Source organism: Limnobacter parvus (assembly GCF_024623725.1).
GTDB lineage: Bacteria > Pseudomonadota > Gammaproteobacteria > Burkholderiales > Burkholderiaceae_B > Limnobacter > Limnobacter parvus.
On sequence record NZ_JANKHG010000014.1, the window covers coordinates 89,880 to 108,397 of the forward strand.

An 18,518-nucleotide genomic window follows, 5' to 3' on the forward strand; every position below is an offset into this window, starting at 1 on the left:
CAATCCATGAAACTTGCCATTATTGCCTCGCTCTGTACTGCTCTGTTACCCGGGTTTGTGCAGGCTAAAAACAAACCCGAGGAGGTCACTGTGTATTCCTCAAGGATCGAGCAGCTCCTGAAACCGACGCTCGACCAATACACCCGGGAAACGGGTGTGAAAATCAACCTGCTCACCGATCGAGGTGGCTCACTCACGGAACGATTAAATGCAGAAGGCAAAAGTTCACCCGCCGATATGCTGATTACTGTGGACATGGGCAACCTTTGGAACGCCGCCGAAAAGGGCTTATTACGCAAAGTGGACTCACCCGTGCTAAATGCCAATGTGCCTGATTACCTGCGCGACCCTGGCCAGCGCTGGTATGGACTGTCAAAACGCGAACGCACAATTTTTTACGCGGCAGGCCGGGTAGATCCAAAAAATCTATCGACCTATGAGGACCTTGCTCAACCCAAATGGAAGGGCAAACTTTGCCTGCGTACTAGCAAACAAACTTATACCCAATCTTTGGTGGCTATGCTGATTGCCAAACATGGTGAAGCAAAAGCAGAGCAAATTGCGCGCGGCTGGGTGAACAATCTTGCCACTGATGTTTTCACCAACGATGCAAGCCTATTGAAAGCGATTGCCGCCGGACAATGCGAGGTCGGCATCTCCAACACCTACTACTATGGTCGAATCTTGTCGCGTGAACCCGAATTCGGACAACAGGTCAAATTGTTCTGGGCCAATCAAGCGGACAACGAAGGTGGTGCGCATGTCAACTTGTCGGGAGGTGGAGTAACCACTCATGCACGCAACCCGGAAGGTGCGCGTAAATTGCTGGAATGGCTCTCATCCCAAACCATTCAGACGGCCTACACCCATGGCACCTATGAAAGCCCGGTGAATGTGAAAGCCGATTCAGACCCAATCGTAAAAGCGTGGGGTCAGTTCAAGGCAAGTCCGCTTAATGCGGCAGACATTGGTTCCAAACAGGCCCAAGCCATTCGATTGCTTGATCGCGTTGGCTACCGTTAAAACAGGGGCGTTCAAGGCCCTGCCAATTGCGCTGTTGACCCTCATTCCCCTGGGGGTCATTTTCTATTTGGCCTTGTCCTCGGAAACAAACCTGTGGGCGCATTTTGCACGGTATGTACTGCCATCGGTGGTGGGCAACACCCTGCTGTTGATGGTGTGTGTTGCCGCAGGCGTTCTTGTGGTCGGTGTGCCACTGGCCTGGATTACCGCAGTGTGCGAATTTCCGGGACGACGCTTCTTTCAATGGGCATTGGTCCTGCCTTTGGCCATACCCGCCTACGTGCTGGCTTTTGTGCAGATGGGCATTTTTGAATTCACTGGCCCCGTGCAAACCACCGCTCGTCAACTGTTTGGTGATGGTGTATGGATTCCAGAAATTCGCGGAAGTTTCTGGGGCTTGGTGTTGGTCATGGTGCTTGCCTTTTACCCCTATGTCTATTTGCTCTGCCGCAGTGCTTTTGCGACCCAAGGCCCCCGTGCAATGGAGGCTGCCAGATGTTTGGGCATGGGCCCATATCAGGCATTCTTCAAGGCCGCACTGCCCATGGCCAAACCCTGGGTCGCGGGTGGACTTGCTTTGGTGTTGATGGAAACCCTGGCTGATTTCGGCGCAGTAGTCGTATTCAACCACGATACCTTCTCGACCGCCTTGTACAAGGCCTGGTTCGACATGCACAACCTTGGAACAGCTGCGCAGTTGGCAAGTGTATTAATTTTGACTGTACTGGCAGTTTTCGCGCTTGAACTTCACGCCATGCGGGCACAACGCTTCCATGTCAACAATCCAAACACTGCGCGAATCCCGCTCAAAAAATCACACGCCCTAGTTTGTTTTGGCGCATGCGCGTTTTTGTTTGCATTCGCGTTTGCAATTCCAGTCATACAACTAGTAGTGTGGGCAACAGAGACGTGGCTTGCACAATTGGATCGTCGCTACTTGGAATTCACGCTCAACAGCCTTGTTCTTTCCATTCTGACTGCCTTTATCGCCACTACATTGGCCTTGATTTTGGCGTGGATTAAACGAAACAACTCCGACCGACAAACCTTGTGGGTCACTCGCATGGCGAACCTTGGATATGCACTGCCCGGGGTGGTTCTTGCAATTGGTCTGTACATACCGATTGCCTGGCTGGATGAACAACTGATCGGCCTGCTTCACCCCATGGGTTTCGATGGAGTCCAACTGCTCAAAGGTACTCTGGCCACCTTGTTACTGGCTTTGACTGCTAGATTCATGGCGGTGGCATTTCAATCCACTGACAGCAGCATGCAACGCATTACCCGCAACCAAGAGGAGGTCTGCGCATCCTTGGGCCTTGGAACCGTTCAAACGCTGCGACGTCTGCATTTTCCCCTGCTACGCACAGGAATTCTGGTTGCATTCATGATGGTGGCGATTGATGTAATGAAAGAAATGCCAATCACGTTGATGACCCGGCAGTACGGCTGGGACACACTGGCTGTCAGAGTGTATCAACTCACCTCCGAGTCAATGTGGGCAGAGGCCGCCACGCCCGCCTTGATAATTGTTGGGATTGGCCTGCTGCCGGTGTTCTACTTAATGCGCCAGTCAACACACCAACCAAACCCAATGGGCAAAAATTCCGCATAGACATATCTCTGAAATACTAAAAGTCAAAACTATCAATTACTCCTACCTATAGGGTAAATTTATAAAAACAACTTGATTGATAGCATTTTGGACTCTACACTAAGTTTTAGCAGTTAATAATTAACGGCAACAAAGGAGAGATGTATGTCGAATGATGCAAAGTGTCCATTCACGGGCGAAGGCCCCAAAACAGCGATTGCTGGCACACCCACCAACGCAAACTGGTGGCCCAATGCGCTGAACTTGAAAATCCTGAACCAGAACTCCCCACTGACAGACCCCATGGGCGAAGAATTTGACTACGTCGAAGAAGTAAAGAAGCTCGACGTGCCCGCCCTGTTGAAAGACCTTGAAGCGCTTTACACCAATTCACAAGAATGGTGGCCAGCCGATTACGGCCATTATGGTCCATTCTTTGTTCGCATGACATGGCACGCCGCAGGTACCTATCGTATCGCCGATGGCCGTGGCGGAGCCGGCACCGGCATGCAGCGTTTTGCCCCATTGAATAGCTGGCCCGACAACGGCAACCTGGACAAGGCACGTCGCCTGCTGTGGCCCATCAAGCAGAAATATGGCAAGCAATTGTCATGGGCTGACTTGATCACTTTGGCCGGTACTTATTGCATGGACACCATGGGCTTTAAAACCTTTGGTTTTGCATTTGGTCGCAAAGACGTGTACGAGCCAGAAGAAGTGTACTGGGGCCCGGAAACAGAAATGTTGGGCAACAAGCGTTACACCGGCAAGCGTGAACTCGACAACCCCTTGGGCGCAGTGCAAATGGGTTTGATCTATGTAAACCCCGAAGGTCCGGACGGCAACCCCGACCCCAAGCTTTCAGCACACGACATTCGTACCACATTCGCCCGCATGGCGATGAACGACTACGAAACTGTGGCATTGGTAGCCGGTGGCCACACATTCGGTAAGGCCCACGGCGCTGGCAACCCGGCATTGGTTGGTCCAGAACCTGAAGGCGCACCGATTGAAGAACAAGGCTTGGGCTGGATCAACAAGCACGGCACCGGAAAGGGTGGCGACACAACCACCAGCGGTATTGAAGGTGCCTGGAAGCCCAACCCCACAACTTGGGACATGGGCTATCTGGAAACCCTGTTCAAGTACGATTGGGAACTGACCAAGAGCCCGGCAGGTGCACAGCAGTGGCGCCCCAAAGGCAATGCAGGTGCAGGCACAGTTGGTGATGCTCACGACCCCAACAAGAGCCACCAGCCCATGATGACCACCGCCGACCTGGCACTGCGCATGGACCCAGACTACGAGAAAATTTCTCGCCACTTCCTGGCCAATCCGAACGAATTCGCAGACGCTTACGCCCGCGCATGGTTCAAATTGACACACCGCGACATGGGTCCAAAGGCTCGTTACATCGGCCCGCTTGTTCCAAAAGAAGATTTGATTTGGCAAGACCCCGTGCCGGCTGCTGATTACAAGCATGCAGACGACGCCGATGTGGCAGCATTGAAGGCCAAGGTATTGAATTCAGGCTTCAGCATTGCACAACTGGTTCGCACAGCCTGGGCTTCTGCATCCACCTACCGCAACAGCGACAAGCGCGGCGGCGCAAACGGTGCACGCATTCGCCTGGAACCCCACAAGAATTGGGAAGCGAACAACCCTGCGGAATTGAGCAGTGTGTTGGAAAAGCTGGAAGGCATTCAGCGTGAGTTCAACGACTCGTCAAGTGGCAAGAAAATTTCGCTGGCTGACTTGATCGTGTTGGCAGGTGCCGCTGGTGTTGAAGCCGCAGCCAAGAAAGCAGGCCACAGCATCACCGTGCCCGTTGCTTTGGGTCGCACTGATGCAACGCAGGAACAAACCGACGTGGAGTCTTTCGAAGTGTTGGAGCCCACAGCCGACGGTTTCCGGAACTACGCCCGCAAAGGCCTGGAAGGAACAACCGCCGAGCGTTTGATCGACAAGGCCAGCTTGCTGGGCTTGACTGCACCAGAAATGACAGTGTTAGTGGGTGGTTTGCGCTCCATGAATGCCAACGTGAACGGTATTCAGCATGGTGTGTTCACCAAGCGCCCGGAAACACTGAGCACCGACTTCTTCGTGAACCTGCTCGACATGAGCACCAAGTGGAGCAAGTCAACCAGCGCCGACGGTGTACTGGAAGGCCGTGACCGCACCACAGGTGAAATCAAGTGGACAGGCACCTTGGCCGACATGTGCTTCGGATCCAACTCACAATTGCGTGCAATTTGTGAAGTGTATGCCGGTGCAGACGCCGAGAAGAAGTTTGTAAACGACTTCGTGGCAGCATGGAACAAGGTAATGAATGCAGATCGTTTCGACCTGCACCATTAATTTGTTTTGAGAATAAAAGGCCCGGTGTGAAAGCACCGGGCTTTTTTTATTTGTGTATCAATTGGGTGTATTGTTTGCAGTCTTAATCGAATTCAATAATCAATTTTCAAGTATGTCCACTCCCGTACTTTTCAGCACCTTCAAAACCGCCAGTGGGCATTTGTTCGGTCATGCCGTATTGAACAACCCAGCCGCCCTGAACGCACTTACGCTACCCATGATCGATCTGCTCGATCCGCAGTTCAAAGCCTGGGCCGAAGACGAATCCATTGCGGGCGTTGTGCTAAGCGCAGCAGGCGACAAGGCCTTCTGCGCAGGCGGCGACGTGGTTAGTTTGCACCACGCAAGCGAACGCGTGGGCGCAGGCAAAGTGCCGCCTGAAGCAGAAGCTTTTTTCGAACGCGAATACCGCTTGGACTACCGCATACACACCTACCCCAAACCGATTCTTTGCTGGGCACACGGCATTGTGATGGGCGGCGGCGTTGGGCTGATGGTAGGTGCTTCACACCGCGTGGTCAGCCCCAATGCACGCATCGCCATGCCGGAAATTCACATTGGGCTTTTCCCCGATGTGGGCGGCACCTGGTTTTTGCAGCGCATGCCCAAACGCACTGGTTTGTTCATGGCACTGACCGGTGCCATGGTGAATGCCAACGACGCGTTGACGGGGAATTTGGCAGATACGGTAATACCTCACGAGAAATTTCCTGAAGTGCTGGCTGCAATTGAAAACACAAACTGGGTGGGCAAACATGAAAGTGATTCTGAAACTTTGAACGCACTGTTGACCGGATTTTCTGTAGAGTCCCCGCCTGCCCTGCTTGGTCAACATGCCAATGAAATTGAGGCGGTTGTTCAACACGATTCATTGGCCGAAATTGATACGGCACTGTTGAAGCTGTTGAACCACAGCGACCCTTGGCTGGCCAAAGCCGCACACGCCTATGCACATGGGTCGCCCACCTCGGCTGCGCTTTCATTTGAATTGATGAATCGCAATACCAATGCCGATTTGGCCGATGTGTTGCGGCTGGAATACCAGGCATCTGTAGGTTGCTGTGCGCACAACGACTTTCCAGAAGGCGTACGCGCACTGCTCGTCGACAAAGACAAAGCGCCGAAGTGGAACCCAGCAAATTTAGCTGAAGTATCCACCGACTTGATCACTGATATTGTGAAACCCAGATTCACAGGGCCACACCCACTGCAAGATCTGGGTGGAAACAACTGAAATGTGGTCTGCGTTTTTTGTATCCACTGGCGTTATTGCACTTGCAGAAATTGGGGACAAAACCCAACTTCTGGCCTTTCTTCTTGCCACCCGCTTTAAAAAGCCCGTGCCCATTATTGTGGGCATTACGCTGGCCACTTTAATCAACCATGGTTTGGCCGGCATGGTGGGCGGCTGGATCACCGCCAACGTTGACCCGTCCACCCTTCGATGGGTGCTGGGTGCATCATTCATTGCGATGGCCATATGGACCCTGATTCCCGACAAAATCGAAGACGAAGAAACCCAACTGGCCACCAAGCTGGGCGTTTTCGGCGCCACCTTCATTACTTTCTTTCTTGCCGAAATGGGCGACAAAACCCAGATTGCCACGGTGGCCATGTCAGCCCACTACAACGACGTGCTCATGGTTGTGGCCGGCACCACGCTAGGCATGTTGATTGCCGATGTGCCTGCCGTGTTTGCAGGCGACAAACTGGCCGAAAAAATTCCCATGAAGCTGGTGCACCGCATTGCAGCAGCCATGTTCGCAGCGCTTGGGGTTGCGACGCTGTTTGGGGTTGGGTCGAATTGGGGGTTTTGAAGCTGATCAGTGTGGATCGGTTAAATTCATATTAAAGAGTTCTTTAATACTGCCCACCGTAAAACGTAGACACATTCGTTGACACAATCAATCATTCCAACTAAAGTAGCTACATAAGTAGCTACACATAGTGGGAGTACATATGCAAAGCGAAATCAAACGTTGGGGCAACAGCGCTGCTGTGCGACTGTCCAGCAAAATTTTGACGCAGGCCAAACTGGATTTATCAAGCCCTATCAACATTGAAGTAAGGGATGGAAAAATCGTTATTGAGGCCCTTGCGACCGCCATCAAAAAAGTTAAGTTGCCGTTTTCTGAAGCACAACTTTTAAGTGGGCTAGATGCTTACAGCGCCCATGCCGATGAAATCGCACAGCCATCGTCTGGCGAAATGGGTGTTTGATGGCGCAGTACACACCCGACAGAAATGACATTGTCTGGCTAGATTTTGACCCCACCAAGGGAAAAGAAATTGGCAAGTATCGGCCAGCATTGGTACTGTCTTCCAAATTATACAACCAACAAACTGGACTGTTGATTTGCTGCCCGATTAGTACCAGCGTTCGTGGCGGCCCCACAGAAGTACCAGTGAAAAACCTGGAGAAAGAATCTGTGGTTGCAGCAAGTTTGATTCAAACACTTTCCTGGAAAGACAGAAAAGCCAGCTTTATTGCTAAGGCCGAGAAAGGTGTGATGGATCAGGTGCTTGTTCGGATCATTCCCTTGATTGGCGCTGAAAGCGTGATCGAAAAGTTTGTTGAGTGATGAGGAATGTAAGGGCGGCTTTTCGGCCGGAGCGGCTATGAGACTTTCGACTTAGAACGTCTCCAAAGTAGTCGTGAACCGACGTTGGATAACGCCTTGGCTTTGCGGCGTGCCGGAGCGCCAGCGTAGGTGCGTCCGCCAACAGCCACTGATTAGCTTTTGTTGATAGATGGTTTTGCAACGAGGCTCCACGAGTGAACATCGGGTTCACATTGCATCATCTTGATATCTTTTCTCCCCCAGGATTGAAGCACGCCTTTCAACTCTTCATCGGTAACAGAGCCACCCTTGGTAGCATTTCTGTATAAATGTCGACCCAAGTAAATCTCTTTGAGTGAGTTCTTCGGCACATCAAAGCAGTATAGAGGTCGACCAGAGACGGTCACCTTATTCCATTCACAGTAGCGACCACCACCGGAGTGATAGCCGAAGGGGATATTTTCTATATTTTTTACAACACGGACCTCCTCTTCGTATGCCCACTCGAGAGACTTATACAGAAAAGCTCTCTTCATTAGATTGAAGGCATTCGAGTCAAAACGAAGGCTACCGCCAATATTCATTAGCTCATGCACGTCAATCACGGGTAGATCATTGTGCGGCTTCGTAGCTGAGTAAATCATCTCTCCATATTGGCTTGGAATCACATTGCTTTGCGGGTCTGATAAGCCGGCCGAATCACAATCGAACCCAAGGACTACTCCTTGGTGAGAGTCTCCATAATGCGACCACATAAGCGCGTTCAACGGCTGACGGGTCATAGATAAGACACCGTATTTTCTCGAGAAACGGTTTCTACAAGCATTCGTGGCGGTTTTCGCGCTTATAGACTCATCGCTATCTTTAAAACCAAAGGCTGTGCATTCAAAAGGGTCGTTCAAATCTTCAAGGCATGAAAATCCTAGTGATACGGTATCGATCACCTTTCGGGCGGCACCGAAGGACATGTACTTGTATAGAATCATGAAGCTCTCTCGAAAGAAGCTAACTTGAATTATCGAACAATAACGGTGGATATCCATTTATCCGAACATCGCAAATTATTGCTTTAACTCAAATATTTCATATGGTTGCTAAGCATTGCATGAACGGGATGAAAAATACACCCCGGTTATTGGCCACCAAATGGTGAGCCTAGTATTAGATTCCGAAGATCAGCGTCATCATCGCCTACCCCCGAAGTTTCGAAGTCTGCATTAGCCAATAACGCAGACATGCAAATCATTAGCTCAAATATCCGCTTCGGCCGAACAACAACCCTCTTCTAGCAATCTCTCATCGCCACCCATACACATTTAACCCATCATTTCCAGCCAATTTACTTTAATCCCGCCCCAGGCTATATGTCGCAATTTTCGAAAAACTGCGACATATTTCATTGACCTGTCGCCGTCAGCGACACACACTCCGAATATGTCGCAAAAAGCGGAAAATTAAACCATGTTCCTTTGGAACCCAGGTCAACCTTACAACGAACTGCCCGCTCTGCCACCTTCCATAGAGGTAGAAACCCACCCTGTACTTAAACAGGCAGCGGAGTTGATTCCAAATCAAGGCGTACTTGTTAATGCCATGCCGCTCTTGGAAGCGCAAGCCAGTTCTGAAATTGAAAACATCGTAACCACCACAGATCGCCTGTTTCAATATCAAAGTGCCGGCGAACATGCCGACCCGGCAACTCGCGAGGCACTTCGCCACAGCAGCGGCCTGCTTGAAGGGTTCCGTGCCCTTCAACAATATCCGCTAAATACACGCACCGCAGAACAGGTGTGCAGTCGAATTAAAGGCATTGACATGCAGGTAAGGCGTGTACCCGGCACCGCTTTGGTCAATCAGGCAAGCGGCGAAGTGATTTACACCCCGCCGGTTGGCGAGGATTTACTAAGAACGAAACTGTCAAACTGGGAGCGCTATTTGCGCGAGCAGCGCGAGATTGACCCGCTTATTCGCATGGCCATCGGCCATTACCAATTTGAGGCCATTCACCCCTTCACTGGTGGCAATGGCCGCACGGGTAGAGTCCTCAATAGTCTGTTTCTGATTCAAGAGGGATTATTGACTCTGCCTATCCTGTATCTCAGCCGTTACATCATTCGGAACAAAGCAGACTACTACCGCCTGCTGCTTGACGTAACCCGTAACCAAAGCTGGGAACCCTGGGTTCTATATGTGCTTGCTGGCGTGGAAGACACCGCAAAATGGACCACGGCGAAAATATCTGCCATTCGTGAACTGGCTTCAATTACCCTAATCCATGTGAAACAAACCGCCCCGAAAATTTACAGTCGAGAACTTGTTGACCTGATTTTTGATCTGCCCTATTGCCGAATCCAGAACGTGGTTGAAAAAGGCATCGCAGAACGTCAAGCTGCATCACGCTACTTGAAACAGTTAACGGACATCGGCGTGTTGGAAGAGCGAACAGTTGGGCGAGAAAAACTGTTCATTCATTCAAAGCTAATGCGCTTGCTAACCCAAGACAACAATTCGATTGCTCCATATCAATAAAATCAAAAACTCATGACCAACTCCAACATCTTCAAAGACTGCAACCTTCAAGCAATCGCGATTGCCGACACGGCACCCAACGTTTGGAATTGCACCCCGCAGTTCGTCGGCAGGCTTACAGTGCAGCCCCAACACCTGGACGAATTCAATCACACCAACAACACCATTTACCTGGTGTGGATGCAGGCCATTGCAGCACTGCATTCAGCGCAACTGGGGCTAACCTTTGAAGACTTTGAAGAGTTGGGTTACGGCTGCGTGGCACGCCAGCACCACATGGAATACAAGCGCCCTACTTTCGCGGGCGACACCCTGTGGGTTGCCACGTGGATCAGCCACAATGAAGGCAAAGCTGACATGACACGCCAATATCAATTTGTGCGCGAAAGCGACCACACCACCGTGATGCAAGGCCACACCCAATGGGTGTGCATAGACATGAAAACCGGCAGGCCCAAAAAGCAGCCACCCAGGTTTGTTGAATGTTACAAACCTGTTAATAACAAACCGGATTAAGCACTCAGGATTAACATCAATGGCCAACAATCCACCAACCTTGCCAATTACATTCAGCGGTGCGCCGGGCTCGCCATACACACGCAAAATGCTGGCGCTGCTGCGCTATCGGCGCATGCCTTACAAATACATCGTCAACAACCACTTAAAAGCTGGCCTGCCGGCAGCCAAACCTGCGCTGCTGCCCACGTTTTACTTTACAAATACCGAGGGCGAAACCCACGCAGTTACCGACTCAACGCCATTGATTCGACAACTCGAACCCCTGCAAGAAACCCGCCACGTTGTACCACCAAACCCTGTGGTCGCGATGCTCGATGCCCTGCTCGAAGATTACTTTGACGAATGGCTGACCAAGGCCATGTTTCACTACCGCTGGGCTTTCAAAGAAGACGCAGACCGGGCCAGCCGAATTGTGCCACTGCCCATGAACATACAAATACCCAAGCAAACACTGGATGCCATCGCAGGCGTATTTGGGGAACGGCAAGTGTCGCGCCTTGGCGTGGTTGGATCAAATGCAATTACAAGCACATTAATCGAGCAAAGCTTTGTGCGCCTACTAGAACTACTGGAACAACATTTCACAACACATGCATTTTTAATGGGCAAACGCCCCGGTGCCAGCGACTTCGCCTTGCAAGGTCAACTAAGCCAACTTGCCTTGTTCGACCCAACACCAATGGCGCTGTGCTGCAAAATCGCCCCGCGCGTTGTGGCGTGGGCGCAGCTTGGCGACGACTTAAGCGGCCTGGAACCTACAAATTCCGACTGGCTAGTACCAACCTTGCTGCCCGCAGGTTTAAACCACTTACTCTGTGAAATTGGGCGAACTTATGTTCCGGTAATGCTGGCCAACGAAGCCGCGCTACGTCAGGGTAAAAACCAGTTCAACGCCAAGGTAGATGGGCTGGATTGGCAGCAATCCACATTCCCGTATCAAGCAAAATGTGTTGGCTGGTTGCGCAACAGCTTTGCATTGCTCAATGGTGAAGATCAGGCCAGCTTTGTGCAGCTAATCGAAAACACGGGCTGTGAAAAGTTGTTCACGGAAACCGCGTAATGAAGAAGAAAATCAACTCGCTTCTTCGGTAAGAATGCCAGAGGTCAGCGCATTCTTCAGAAACTGCTTTTCGTAGTGCCGGTTGCGGCGCGCCTTCTTGGCCTTGGCGCGTTTGCCATAGCGCTTGTCCACCACCAACTCATCGAGGTTGGTTAGTTGATCCGAGCTTACGACCTGCTTCATCGAACTTCGCTTAGCCATGTTTGCTGCCTTTTTACTTCCAGCACTAATAGTACATGCGAATGTATTCACTTAAAACCAATTCACTGTCCACAGTCCCAAGCCTGCTGGCGTTACCGAAAGCAGACCGCACCAAAGTGTTGCCACCAGCTTATACAGACAGCGCTACAAAACGAGATCGTAAAGCGGTCAGATTGTCTTGAAGGTGCGCCAATGCTTTTGCACTTGGCTCGATGGATTGATCCATCTCTGACTTAAGTTGCACAAGAAAGGCTTCAAAATCATCTTCGCCAAACCGACGGCAATGCTCGATCAAGATGTACAGAAAAATTTTGGTATCTACCCAGTTTTTATTTTTAATACTGATGTGCAGGCTTTCAGTAAGCAAAGGCAAATCTTCGTTCAACTCTTCAACTTTCGACTTCAATACTTCCTTGTCAAAATCGAAATTTTTCATCGGAATGGGTGAGACTTTCAAATTGAGTTTTGAAAGTATTTGTTCAATGTCGGCTCGCTTGAAAGGCTTGGTAATGTAGTCGACCATACCGGCTTCCTGGCATGCTTGCCGTGTATCGGCCACTGCATCTGCAGTAAGGCCAACGATCGGTAGCCTACGGTGCTCTGGCTTGGACAAGATTCGTTTACAAGCTTCCAATCCGCCCATCACCGGCATGTGCATGTCCATGAAAACCAGGTCGAACTGCTCCTCATCGACCGCTAGAACTGCTTTCATGCCATCGTCAGCGAAACGATGCACCACCCCAAGTTGGGTCAACACATGGGAAACAAATGTTTGATTTACCAAATTATCTTCTGCCACCAAGACGCGCACCAATCTTGATGCTTGACCGAATCGTTCTAGATGATCGGCAAGGGATTCTCTGATTGCACAGTCCATTTGATTTGTTTTAGCCACGGAATTTTGTTCCGATGTAGCCAAGTTCAATGTGAAGCTGAATTCACTGCCTTTGCCTTCATGCGACCAAAGGTGAATATCGCTGCCCATCAATTTCAGCAACCGCTGGGTGATTGTTAAACCCAAACCAGTGCCGCCATACTTTCTGGCGGTGCCGGGTTCCGCCTGCGAAAAAGCTTTAAAAATACTCGACTGCAAATTTTGCGCAATACCAATGCCTGTGTCCCGCACCCGGAAATGGATACCTTCGGGATTAGCTCTTGAGATGAACAAACACACTTCGCCAACTTCCGTGAATTTCAATGAATTGCTCAATAGGTTATTTAAAACCTGCATGATGCGCGCGCAATCACCGACCAAGATGTCTGGCACATCCTCTGCAATTTCACATCGAACTTTTACATCAGGTTTACCATACGAACCCGACACAATTCGAACCAGCGCCTTCACCTGCTCTCGCAAGTGGAAGTCATAAGACTCAATGTCAATGCAATTCGCCTCAATCTTTGAAAAATCAAGAATGTCATTGACAACCCGCAACAAATGATCCGCACTCAGCTGAATTAACCGCAAGTCTTGTCGGGTGTTATCAGGCACGTTGTCGCTGTCCAGAATTACCTCTGTCAGGCCTAGAATACCGGTCAATGGTGTTCTGATTTCATGGCTCATATTGGCCAAGAACTGGGATTTGAGTTCGTTGGAATTGATGGCTTTTAACTTCTCCTGTTCAAGCGCATCACTTTTCGAAAGCAGGGTGACCGATGCCCAACTCAGGCTTTGGTGCAAGGTCTGAAGTTCTTTCGAACCAAAAGTCTGATTGTTTGTTGCACCGTGATTGCCCACAATTTCCTTGGCAAATCTCGTCAGAGCGTGCAGTTCCACAACGATTTTACGTACGAAAATTCCCAAGGCCAACGTAGCAGGAAATATCAATACAAGCGCCAAAATCAAATTTCGTTTCACAGAATCCCACTGCTTGGCTTGCAGTTCAGTCAAATCAAAATCGAGAACGACTAGACCAACGAACTGGCCAGCATCCACGGGCTGAAGCACGGTCAAAAATTCTTCGCTTCGATAGACGGTAGATGATCGATGCGCCTGATCATAGAATGAATCTGAGACCACCATCCGGTCAACATCGTACCGTGCGATTAATTGACCACTTAAAGGGTCTCGAGTGATTTGTGCCAGAACATTGCCCGCTGTGTCTGTGACGGTTGCTGAAAACAACTCGCTGAATCGTTCTGTTTTCAGCAAAAGGGTTTCAATCAGTGAAAAATCTTTTTCCAGAATATATGAGCTGCTGGACACCGCAAGGTTAAAGGCCAACGCTTCGGCTTGCCGGGTAAACACTTTTTCCAGTTCTGCACGCTGATGGATTGTATTAAATACAGTGAATGCTGTCGCCAAAAACAACAATGCGCCAATTCCAAGCACTAGAAGCTGCGTGCCCAGGCCAATGGTCTGTATCACCTGGATTAATTTCTTCATCGTGCGACGAAAGCCTCCAAGCCCAAGCGTTCTAGCGCCTGGTAGTCTTTCGCGTAGTTACTGCGCACGGGGTCTGGAATTTGTATGGAAACACCGGCTTCTTTGTTGCTTTGGATAAACGCAATGAACGCCTTAGTCAGTAGTTCCCTCGTGGCTTCGTCCACCCTGGGGTGTGCCGCGATTGGATGCGGTGGAGCCGGCGGTGTTTCATAGATCACCTTTGTTTTGTCTCGAAGTGTGTCGGCTTCTGCGAAGTAGGTCGCAGCAACCATGCCACCCGCCTGGCCTTCATCGCGCACCACCCCGCGAATCACATTCGGATGTGTTTTCACATACTTTGTTGTGAAGTTAATTCCCATGTCCTTGGTCAACAAGGCGCGCATGTACAAAGAAGCACCAAAGGCATTGGGTGAGGGAAACAGTATGGTTTTTCCTTCCAGACTTTTCAGATCTTCGATCACCTCGCCGTCGCGATTGTTCGCGGAAATTAAAATACCTTTCAGTGGTTTTTTGTCTCGCAAAAGTGGCAAATAGCCCTGGGCCTTTTTTGCCATCACCATGTGATATGGATTGCAATAAATTAGGTCTGCTTTACCTGCCAGAAACTGAGCTTCAAAATCAGAGATATCTTTGGCAAAAATCAGCTCAATTTTTGGAATGCCTTTTTCGCTCAGACCCTTGAGCACGGTTCCCCAAGAATTATTAATCTCGGTTGCCTGATACTGCGGTACCACCAAGAGTCGCAGTGGCTCAAGGCGCTCGCTTGCAAAAGAAAATGGTTGAAAAACAAGTAGAAGTAAGCAGGCAGTACAATTTAGAAATTTTGAACCAGCGAATCTTATAGAATGAATCATGACTACAAGTGTTAAATCATTAAGAATTTCAGTTTAATAGTTTTAGTTCAAACTAAATCCACAAGTTGCTGGCAAAACAAGCACTAATTCAGAGCTTGAGCTTCTCGAAGGCGACAAACGCCACATAGGCAGGCACTAAATTGCGCTTAAGCATGCAGGGCGGTCATTTGACTCCTTCAAGTGCAGCCTGAAGCTGCTGTTCAGTTTTATGTACCCCAACAGTCAAGCACCACCGGCAGGGAGGAAACATTTATGTGCGGACGCTATGTTCTGGAAGGCCCTCTGTCTCGTTTGACTGAACATTTCAACGCGCGCTACACAGGCGATGAATCACAGGTGCGGAGCAGTTACAACATTGCACCCACCGCGCAGGTACCAGTGGTTCGAATCAACCGTGAAGGCGAACGCGTGATGTTGCTACACACTTGGGGATTAATTCCACACTGGGCGACTGACAAAACCATCAGTGCAAAACTGAACAATGCGCGAGGCGAAACGGTGCATGAAAAGCCCTCTTTTCGCACAGCTTTCAAAAAGTTTCGCTGCCTGATTCCCGCCAGTGGCTACTACGAATGGCAAGCGCCACCGCAAGGCAGCAAAGCCCGAAAACAACCCTTCTACATTTACCCCAGCGACCTCTCCCCTTATTTCGCAATGGCGGGTGTTTGCGACCATTGGGTGGACAAATCAACTGGCGAATTGGTGATGAGCACTGCAATCATTACCACCGAACCTTGTGAAGCGTTGAAGGAAGTCCATGAGCGCATGCCGGTGATGGTTCCAAAAGAACAATGGGCTGACTGGCTCGATCCAAAAAATCAGGACATTAAAGCCTTGCGAAATTACATCGTCAGCAGCGAAAACGTGAAATTCCACACCGTGGGTTTTGAGGTAAGCGGTGTGGGGAAAAATCGAACTGATTCGCCTGAACTGGCAAAACCAAACCGGGCAAAATAAGACATACCCGCAAACAACATGTCATACAGATGTTCAGTCATCTGGAGTGATTATTCGAATCGGTTTACGCATCTCCTGGGTATAAGTTGAAGTCACGCCCCAAAAAAATCCCGGAGACATCATGAAGCACAAGTCGATTGCAGTTTTGTTGGTTGCAATGTTGTCATTTGGCTCGCTACCAACCATGGCCGAGCCCTTGCCCAATCAATACATCGTCGTCCTAAAAAGCCACAACACCCTAAGTCAGATACTCAACTTGCCCGGCAATACGCCAATTTCACGATTGCTCGACCGGGTACAAACCGACCTGGGCTTGTCGAACCAACAAATCAACTTTCGCTACCAACGCGCACTTCAAGGATTTGCGGTTACGTTGCCAGATCACCTGGCCAATCAGCTACAGGCCAACGGTCTGGTCGCTTACATAGAGCAAGACCAAACGTACACCCTGAATGCCACAACGCAAAACAACGCAAGCTGGGGCCTGGATCGCATTGATTCGCGCAGCAACACCAGAGACATGCAATACACCTACACGTCTTCCGGACAAAACGTACACGCTTATGTGGTCGATTCCGGGCTGCGGGCGACTCACCGGGATTTTACAGGGCGGGTAGGCAATGGCTACGACGCCCTGTCTAGTACGGGCGGTGGCGCAGGTGGTGGTTTACTGGGTGGCCTGCTGGGCGGTGGCGGCCTGCTCGGCGGCCTGTTTGGCTCTCCCGCGCCTCAACCAGCACCGCCCGCTGCAAACCCAACCAATCCGCTAGACCCGGCTTCAAACCCGGCCGACTGCAATGGGCACGGCACGCATGTGGCTGGTACCATTGGCGGAAGTCAGTTTGGTGTGGCCAAAAACGTAATCCTGCATGGCGTCAGGGTCGTGAATTGTCAGGGTGTGGGTACGTCGTCCGCCACTGTGGCTGGAATTGAGTGGGTGCTCAGCAACCATGTCAAGCCCGCCGTGATGAACTTAAGCCTGGGTGGAGGCGCATCAACTGCAGTGGATCAAGCAGTGCGCACCGCGCACAATGCAGGAATTGTCACAGTGGTCGCTGCTGGCAACGAATCACGCGATGCCTGCTCTTTCTCGCCTTCACGTGAGCCTTCAGCCCTCACCGTTGCTTCTTCCGACATGGCCGACAGACGGTCATCATTCTCGAATTTTGGAAGTTGTGTCGATTTGTTTGCCCCAGGCAGCTCTATCACCTCAGCAGGCATAAGAAATGACAATGACCAGGCTGTGCTTAGCGGAACATCCATGGCCTCGCCCCATGTGGCTGGTGCCGCGGCGAAGTTGCTTTCCGAGGGAGTCGCGCCTCAAAATGTAGCCACCGTATTGAAAAATCAGGCCACCTCTGGTGTTATAAATGACGCAAGCAATTCGGCCAATCTGCTGTTGTATAGCCGTTAAAATACCCAGATAGCTTAAAACTAGCACTAACTCAACAAGGAAATTCGCCATGGGTGTTTGGTTCGACCTGGAAAAAGTAACTGATGAATCGTTTTTCGACACTGCACCCATTCGCTTTGCCTACACCATGCATTTGAACGCCAGCGCAGACGATGTGTGGGCTGGCCTGGTGGCTGACAAACCATTGGCTTGGTGCAAAGCACTGGACGGCCACTACACCAGCGCACGCCCCTTCAAGGTGGGCACCACGCGCGAAGTAGGTGCCAACTTCAACACCATCAAACTAAAAGAACGTTTCTTTATTTGGGACGAAAACAACCGCCGCCACGCGTTTTATGTGGAACAGGCCAATGCGCCGGCATTCAAACAATTTGCTGAATACTACGAGGTAACACCCACTGAACGAGGGTGTCGGTTTGTATGGAAATTCGCCATGGCGGGGCGCAGGGGTTTGGGACTGCCACTAAAACTGATCAGCCCCGCCGCCAAGTTGGCTTTGTTTGACGGCTTTATACGCGACACCGAAAAGCATTTCGGTACCGTGTAACAAACCTTGTTAATTCAACGTACCATCTCGATGCAATTCATCGATTTGGTCGTTCAAGGTACACCAGTCGTAAATAATCCCGATGCCAAACAAGCCCACTGTCAGCAGGTACAGCAAACCTGTAATCCACTTGCGCTGATAAAACCGGTGTATGCCGAACACACCAAGGAAGGTCAGCAACACCCAGGCAATGTTGTAGTTGATGGGGCCTTGTAAAAAGCGTCGATCTGCACTTTTGTCCATGCCGGGGATCAGGAACAAATCCACAATCCAGCCTATTAAAAACAGGCCGAGCGTGAAAAACCAGATGATTCCGGAGATTGGGCGACCGTAATAAAACCGGTGCGCGCCCATAAAGCCAAGAATCCACAGAATGTAGCCGATCACGATGCTGTGGCTGTTGTTGTCTTTAGTCATATAAGTTTGTTGATCGTGGTTAATCCAAACGCAAAAGTAACACAGCAGATGGGCCAATCTACCAGGCTACAAACCAAAAAGAACTTGGCGGGTCCTTC

18 protein-coding genes are annotated in these 18,518 nt (G+C 50.4%); 13 read left to right on the forward strand and 5 right to left on the reverse strand.

Annotated features, from left to right (window positions below; translation table 11 throughout):
* Positions 1-6 precede the first annotated feature (6 nt).
* The 7 genes from NSP04_RS02700 (at position 7) to NSP04_RS02730 (ending at position 7,557) form a co-directional block, all read left to right on the forward strand.
* Positions 7-1,023 carry an extracellular solute-binding protein gene (locus NSP04_RS02700; RefSeq protein WP_257510801.1) on the forward strand — a complete coding sequence of 339 codons (1,017 nt, stop codon included), beginning with the start codon at positions 7-9 and terminating at the stop codon, positions 1,021-1,023.
* On the forward strand, positions 956-2,638 hold the full coding sequence (locus tag NSP04_RS02705; protein ID WP_257510802.1) for an ABC transporter permease: 1,683 nt from the start codon (positions 956-958) through the stop codon (positions 2,636-2,638). Before NSP04_RS02700 ends, NSP04_RS02705 begins: the two co-directional genes overlap by 68 nt.
* 144 nt (positions 2,639-2,782) lie before the next feature.
* Positions 2,783-4,975, forward strand: a complete 2,193-nt coding sequence (gene katG / locus NSP04_RS02710) for a catalase/peroxidase HPI (protein ID WP_257510803.1) — start codon at positions 2,783-2,785, stop codon at positions 4,973-4,975.
* Positions 4,976-5,087: 112 nt separating this feature from the next.
* Positions 5,088-6,209, forward strand: coding sequence for an enoyl-CoA hydratase/isomerase family protein (locus tag NSP04_RS02715; protein WP_257510804.1), 1,122 nt, complete (start codon positions 5,088-5,090; stop codon positions 6,207-6,209).
* A gap of 1 nt (position 6,210) precedes the next feature.
* Entirely contained in the window at positions 6,211-6,792 is a 582-nt protein-coding gene (locus NSP04_RS02720; protein WP_257510805.1) for a TMEM165/GDT1 family protein, read from the forward strand.
* A 142-nt stretch (positions 6,793-6,934) separates the two neighbouring features.
* The gene (locus tag NSP04_RS02725; protein WP_257510806.1) at positions 6,935-7,195 is read left to right on the forward strand and encodes an AbrB/MazE/SpoVT family DNA-binding domain-containing protein; all 261 of its coding nucleotides are present in this window, start codon (positions 6,935-6,937) and stop codon (positions 7,193-7,195) included.
* Entirely contained in the window at positions 7,195-7,557 is a 363-nt protein-coding gene (locus tag NSP04_RS02730) for a type II toxin-antitoxin system PemK/MazF family toxin (RefSeq protein WP_257510807.1), read from the forward strand. Before NSP04_RS02725 ends, NSP04_RS02730 begins: the two co-directional genes overlap by 1 nt.
* Positions 7,558-7,709: 152 nt before the next feature.
* Here the strand turns inward: NSP04_RS02730 and NSP04_RS02735 are convergent, their stop codons facing one another.
* Entirely contained in the window at positions 7,710-8,522 is an 813-nt protein-coding gene (locus tag NSP04_RS02735) for a DUF2971 domain-containing protein (protein WP_257510808.1), read from the reverse strand.
* Positions 8,523-8,997: 475 nt separating this feature from the next.
* On the opposite strand from NSP04_RS02735, the gene fic reads away from it, so the two are divergent.
* Genes fic through NSP04_RS02750 form a run of 3 tightly spaced genes read left to right on the forward strand, consistent with a single transcriptional unit; the run spans position 8,998 to position 11,644 of the window.
* Complete coding sequence (fic, locus tag NSP04_RS02740) at positions 8,998-10,065, forward strand: protein adenylyltransferase Fic (protein ID WP_257510809.1); 1,068 nt, start codon at positions 8,998-9,000, stop codon at positions 10,063-10,065.
* Between the two features lie 12 nt (positions 10,066-10,077).
* The gene (locus NSP04_RS02745; RefSeq protein ID WP_257510810.1) at positions 10,078-10,581 is read left to right on the forward strand and encodes an acyl-CoA thioesterase; all 504 of its coding nucleotides are present in this window, start codon (positions 10,078-10,080) and stop codon (positions 10,579-10,581) included.
* A 19-nt stretch (positions 10,582-10,600) separates the two neighbouring features.
* Positions 10,601-11,644 (forward strand): glutathione S-transferase N-terminal domain-containing protein, encoded by a 1,044-nt coding sequence (locus NSP04_RS02750; protein ID WP_257510811.1) that lies wholly within the window; start codon positions 10,601-10,603, stop codon positions 11,642-11,644.
* Between the two features lie 12 nt (positions 11,645-11,656).
* On the opposite strand, the gene NSP04_RS02755 is transcribed toward NSP04_RS02750, so the two are convergent.
* The 3 genes from NSP04_RS02755 to NSP04_RS02765 form a co-directional block, all read right to left on the reverse strand.
* A complete protein-coding gene (locus NSP04_RS02755; protein ID WP_257510812.1) occupies positions 11,657-11,845 on the reverse strand; it encodes a hypothetical protein in 189 nt (62 codons plus the stop codon).
* A gap of 130 nt (positions 11,846-11,975) precedes the next feature.
* Positions 11,976-14,231: a hybrid sensor histidine kinase/response regulator gene (locus NSP04_RS02760; RefSeq protein ID WP_257510813.1), complete on the reverse strand. Its 2,256-nt coding sequence runs from the start codon at positions 14,229-14,231 to the stop codon at positions 11,976-11,978.
* Positions 14,228-15,085 (reverse strand): phosphate/phosphite/phosphonate ABC transporter substrate-binding protein, encoded by an 858-nt coding sequence (locus NSP04_RS02765; RefSeq protein ID WP_257510814.1) that lies wholly within the window; start codon positions 15,083-15,085, stop codon positions 14,228-14,230. The genes NSP04_RS02760 and NSP04_RS02765 overlap by 4 nt, the downstream gene beginning before the upstream one ends.
* Before the next feature lie 252 nt (positions 15,086-15,337).
* Here NSP04_RS02765 and NSP04_RS02770 point away from each other — a divergent pair, with 252 nt between their 5' ends.
* The 3 genes from NSP04_RS02770 (at position 15,338) to NSP04_RS02780 (ending at position 18,003) form a co-directional block, all read left to right on the forward strand.
* A complete protein-coding gene (locus NSP04_RS02770) occupies positions 15,338-16,042 on the forward strand; it encodes an SOS response-associated peptidase (protein WP_257510815.1) in 705 nt (234 codons plus the stop codon).
* A gap of 121 nt (positions 16,043-16,163) precedes the next feature.
* Positions 16,164-17,456, forward strand: a complete 1,293-nt coding sequence (locus NSP04_RS02775; RefSeq protein ID WP_257510816.1) for a S8 family peptidase — start codon at positions 16,164-16,166, stop codon at positions 17,454-17,456.
* Positions 17,457-17,505: 49 nt separating this feature from the next.
* Positions 17,506-18,003 carry an SRPBCC family protein gene (locus tag NSP04_RS02780; protein ID WP_257510817.1) on the forward strand — a complete coding sequence of 166 codons (498 nt, stop codon included), beginning with the start codon at positions 17,506-17,508 and terminating at the stop codon, positions 18,001-18,003.
* A gap of 9 nt (positions 18,004-18,012) precedes the next feature.
* Here the strand turns inward: NSP04_RS02780 and NSP04_RS02785 are convergent, their stop codons facing one another.
* Positions 18,013-18,420 carry an NINE protein gene (locus NSP04_RS02785; protein ID WP_257510818.1) on the reverse strand — a complete coding sequence of 136 codons (408 nt, stop codon included), beginning with the start codon at positions 18,418-18,420 and terminating at the stop codon, positions 18,013-18,015.
* Positions 18,421-18,518 lie beyond the last annotated feature (98 nt).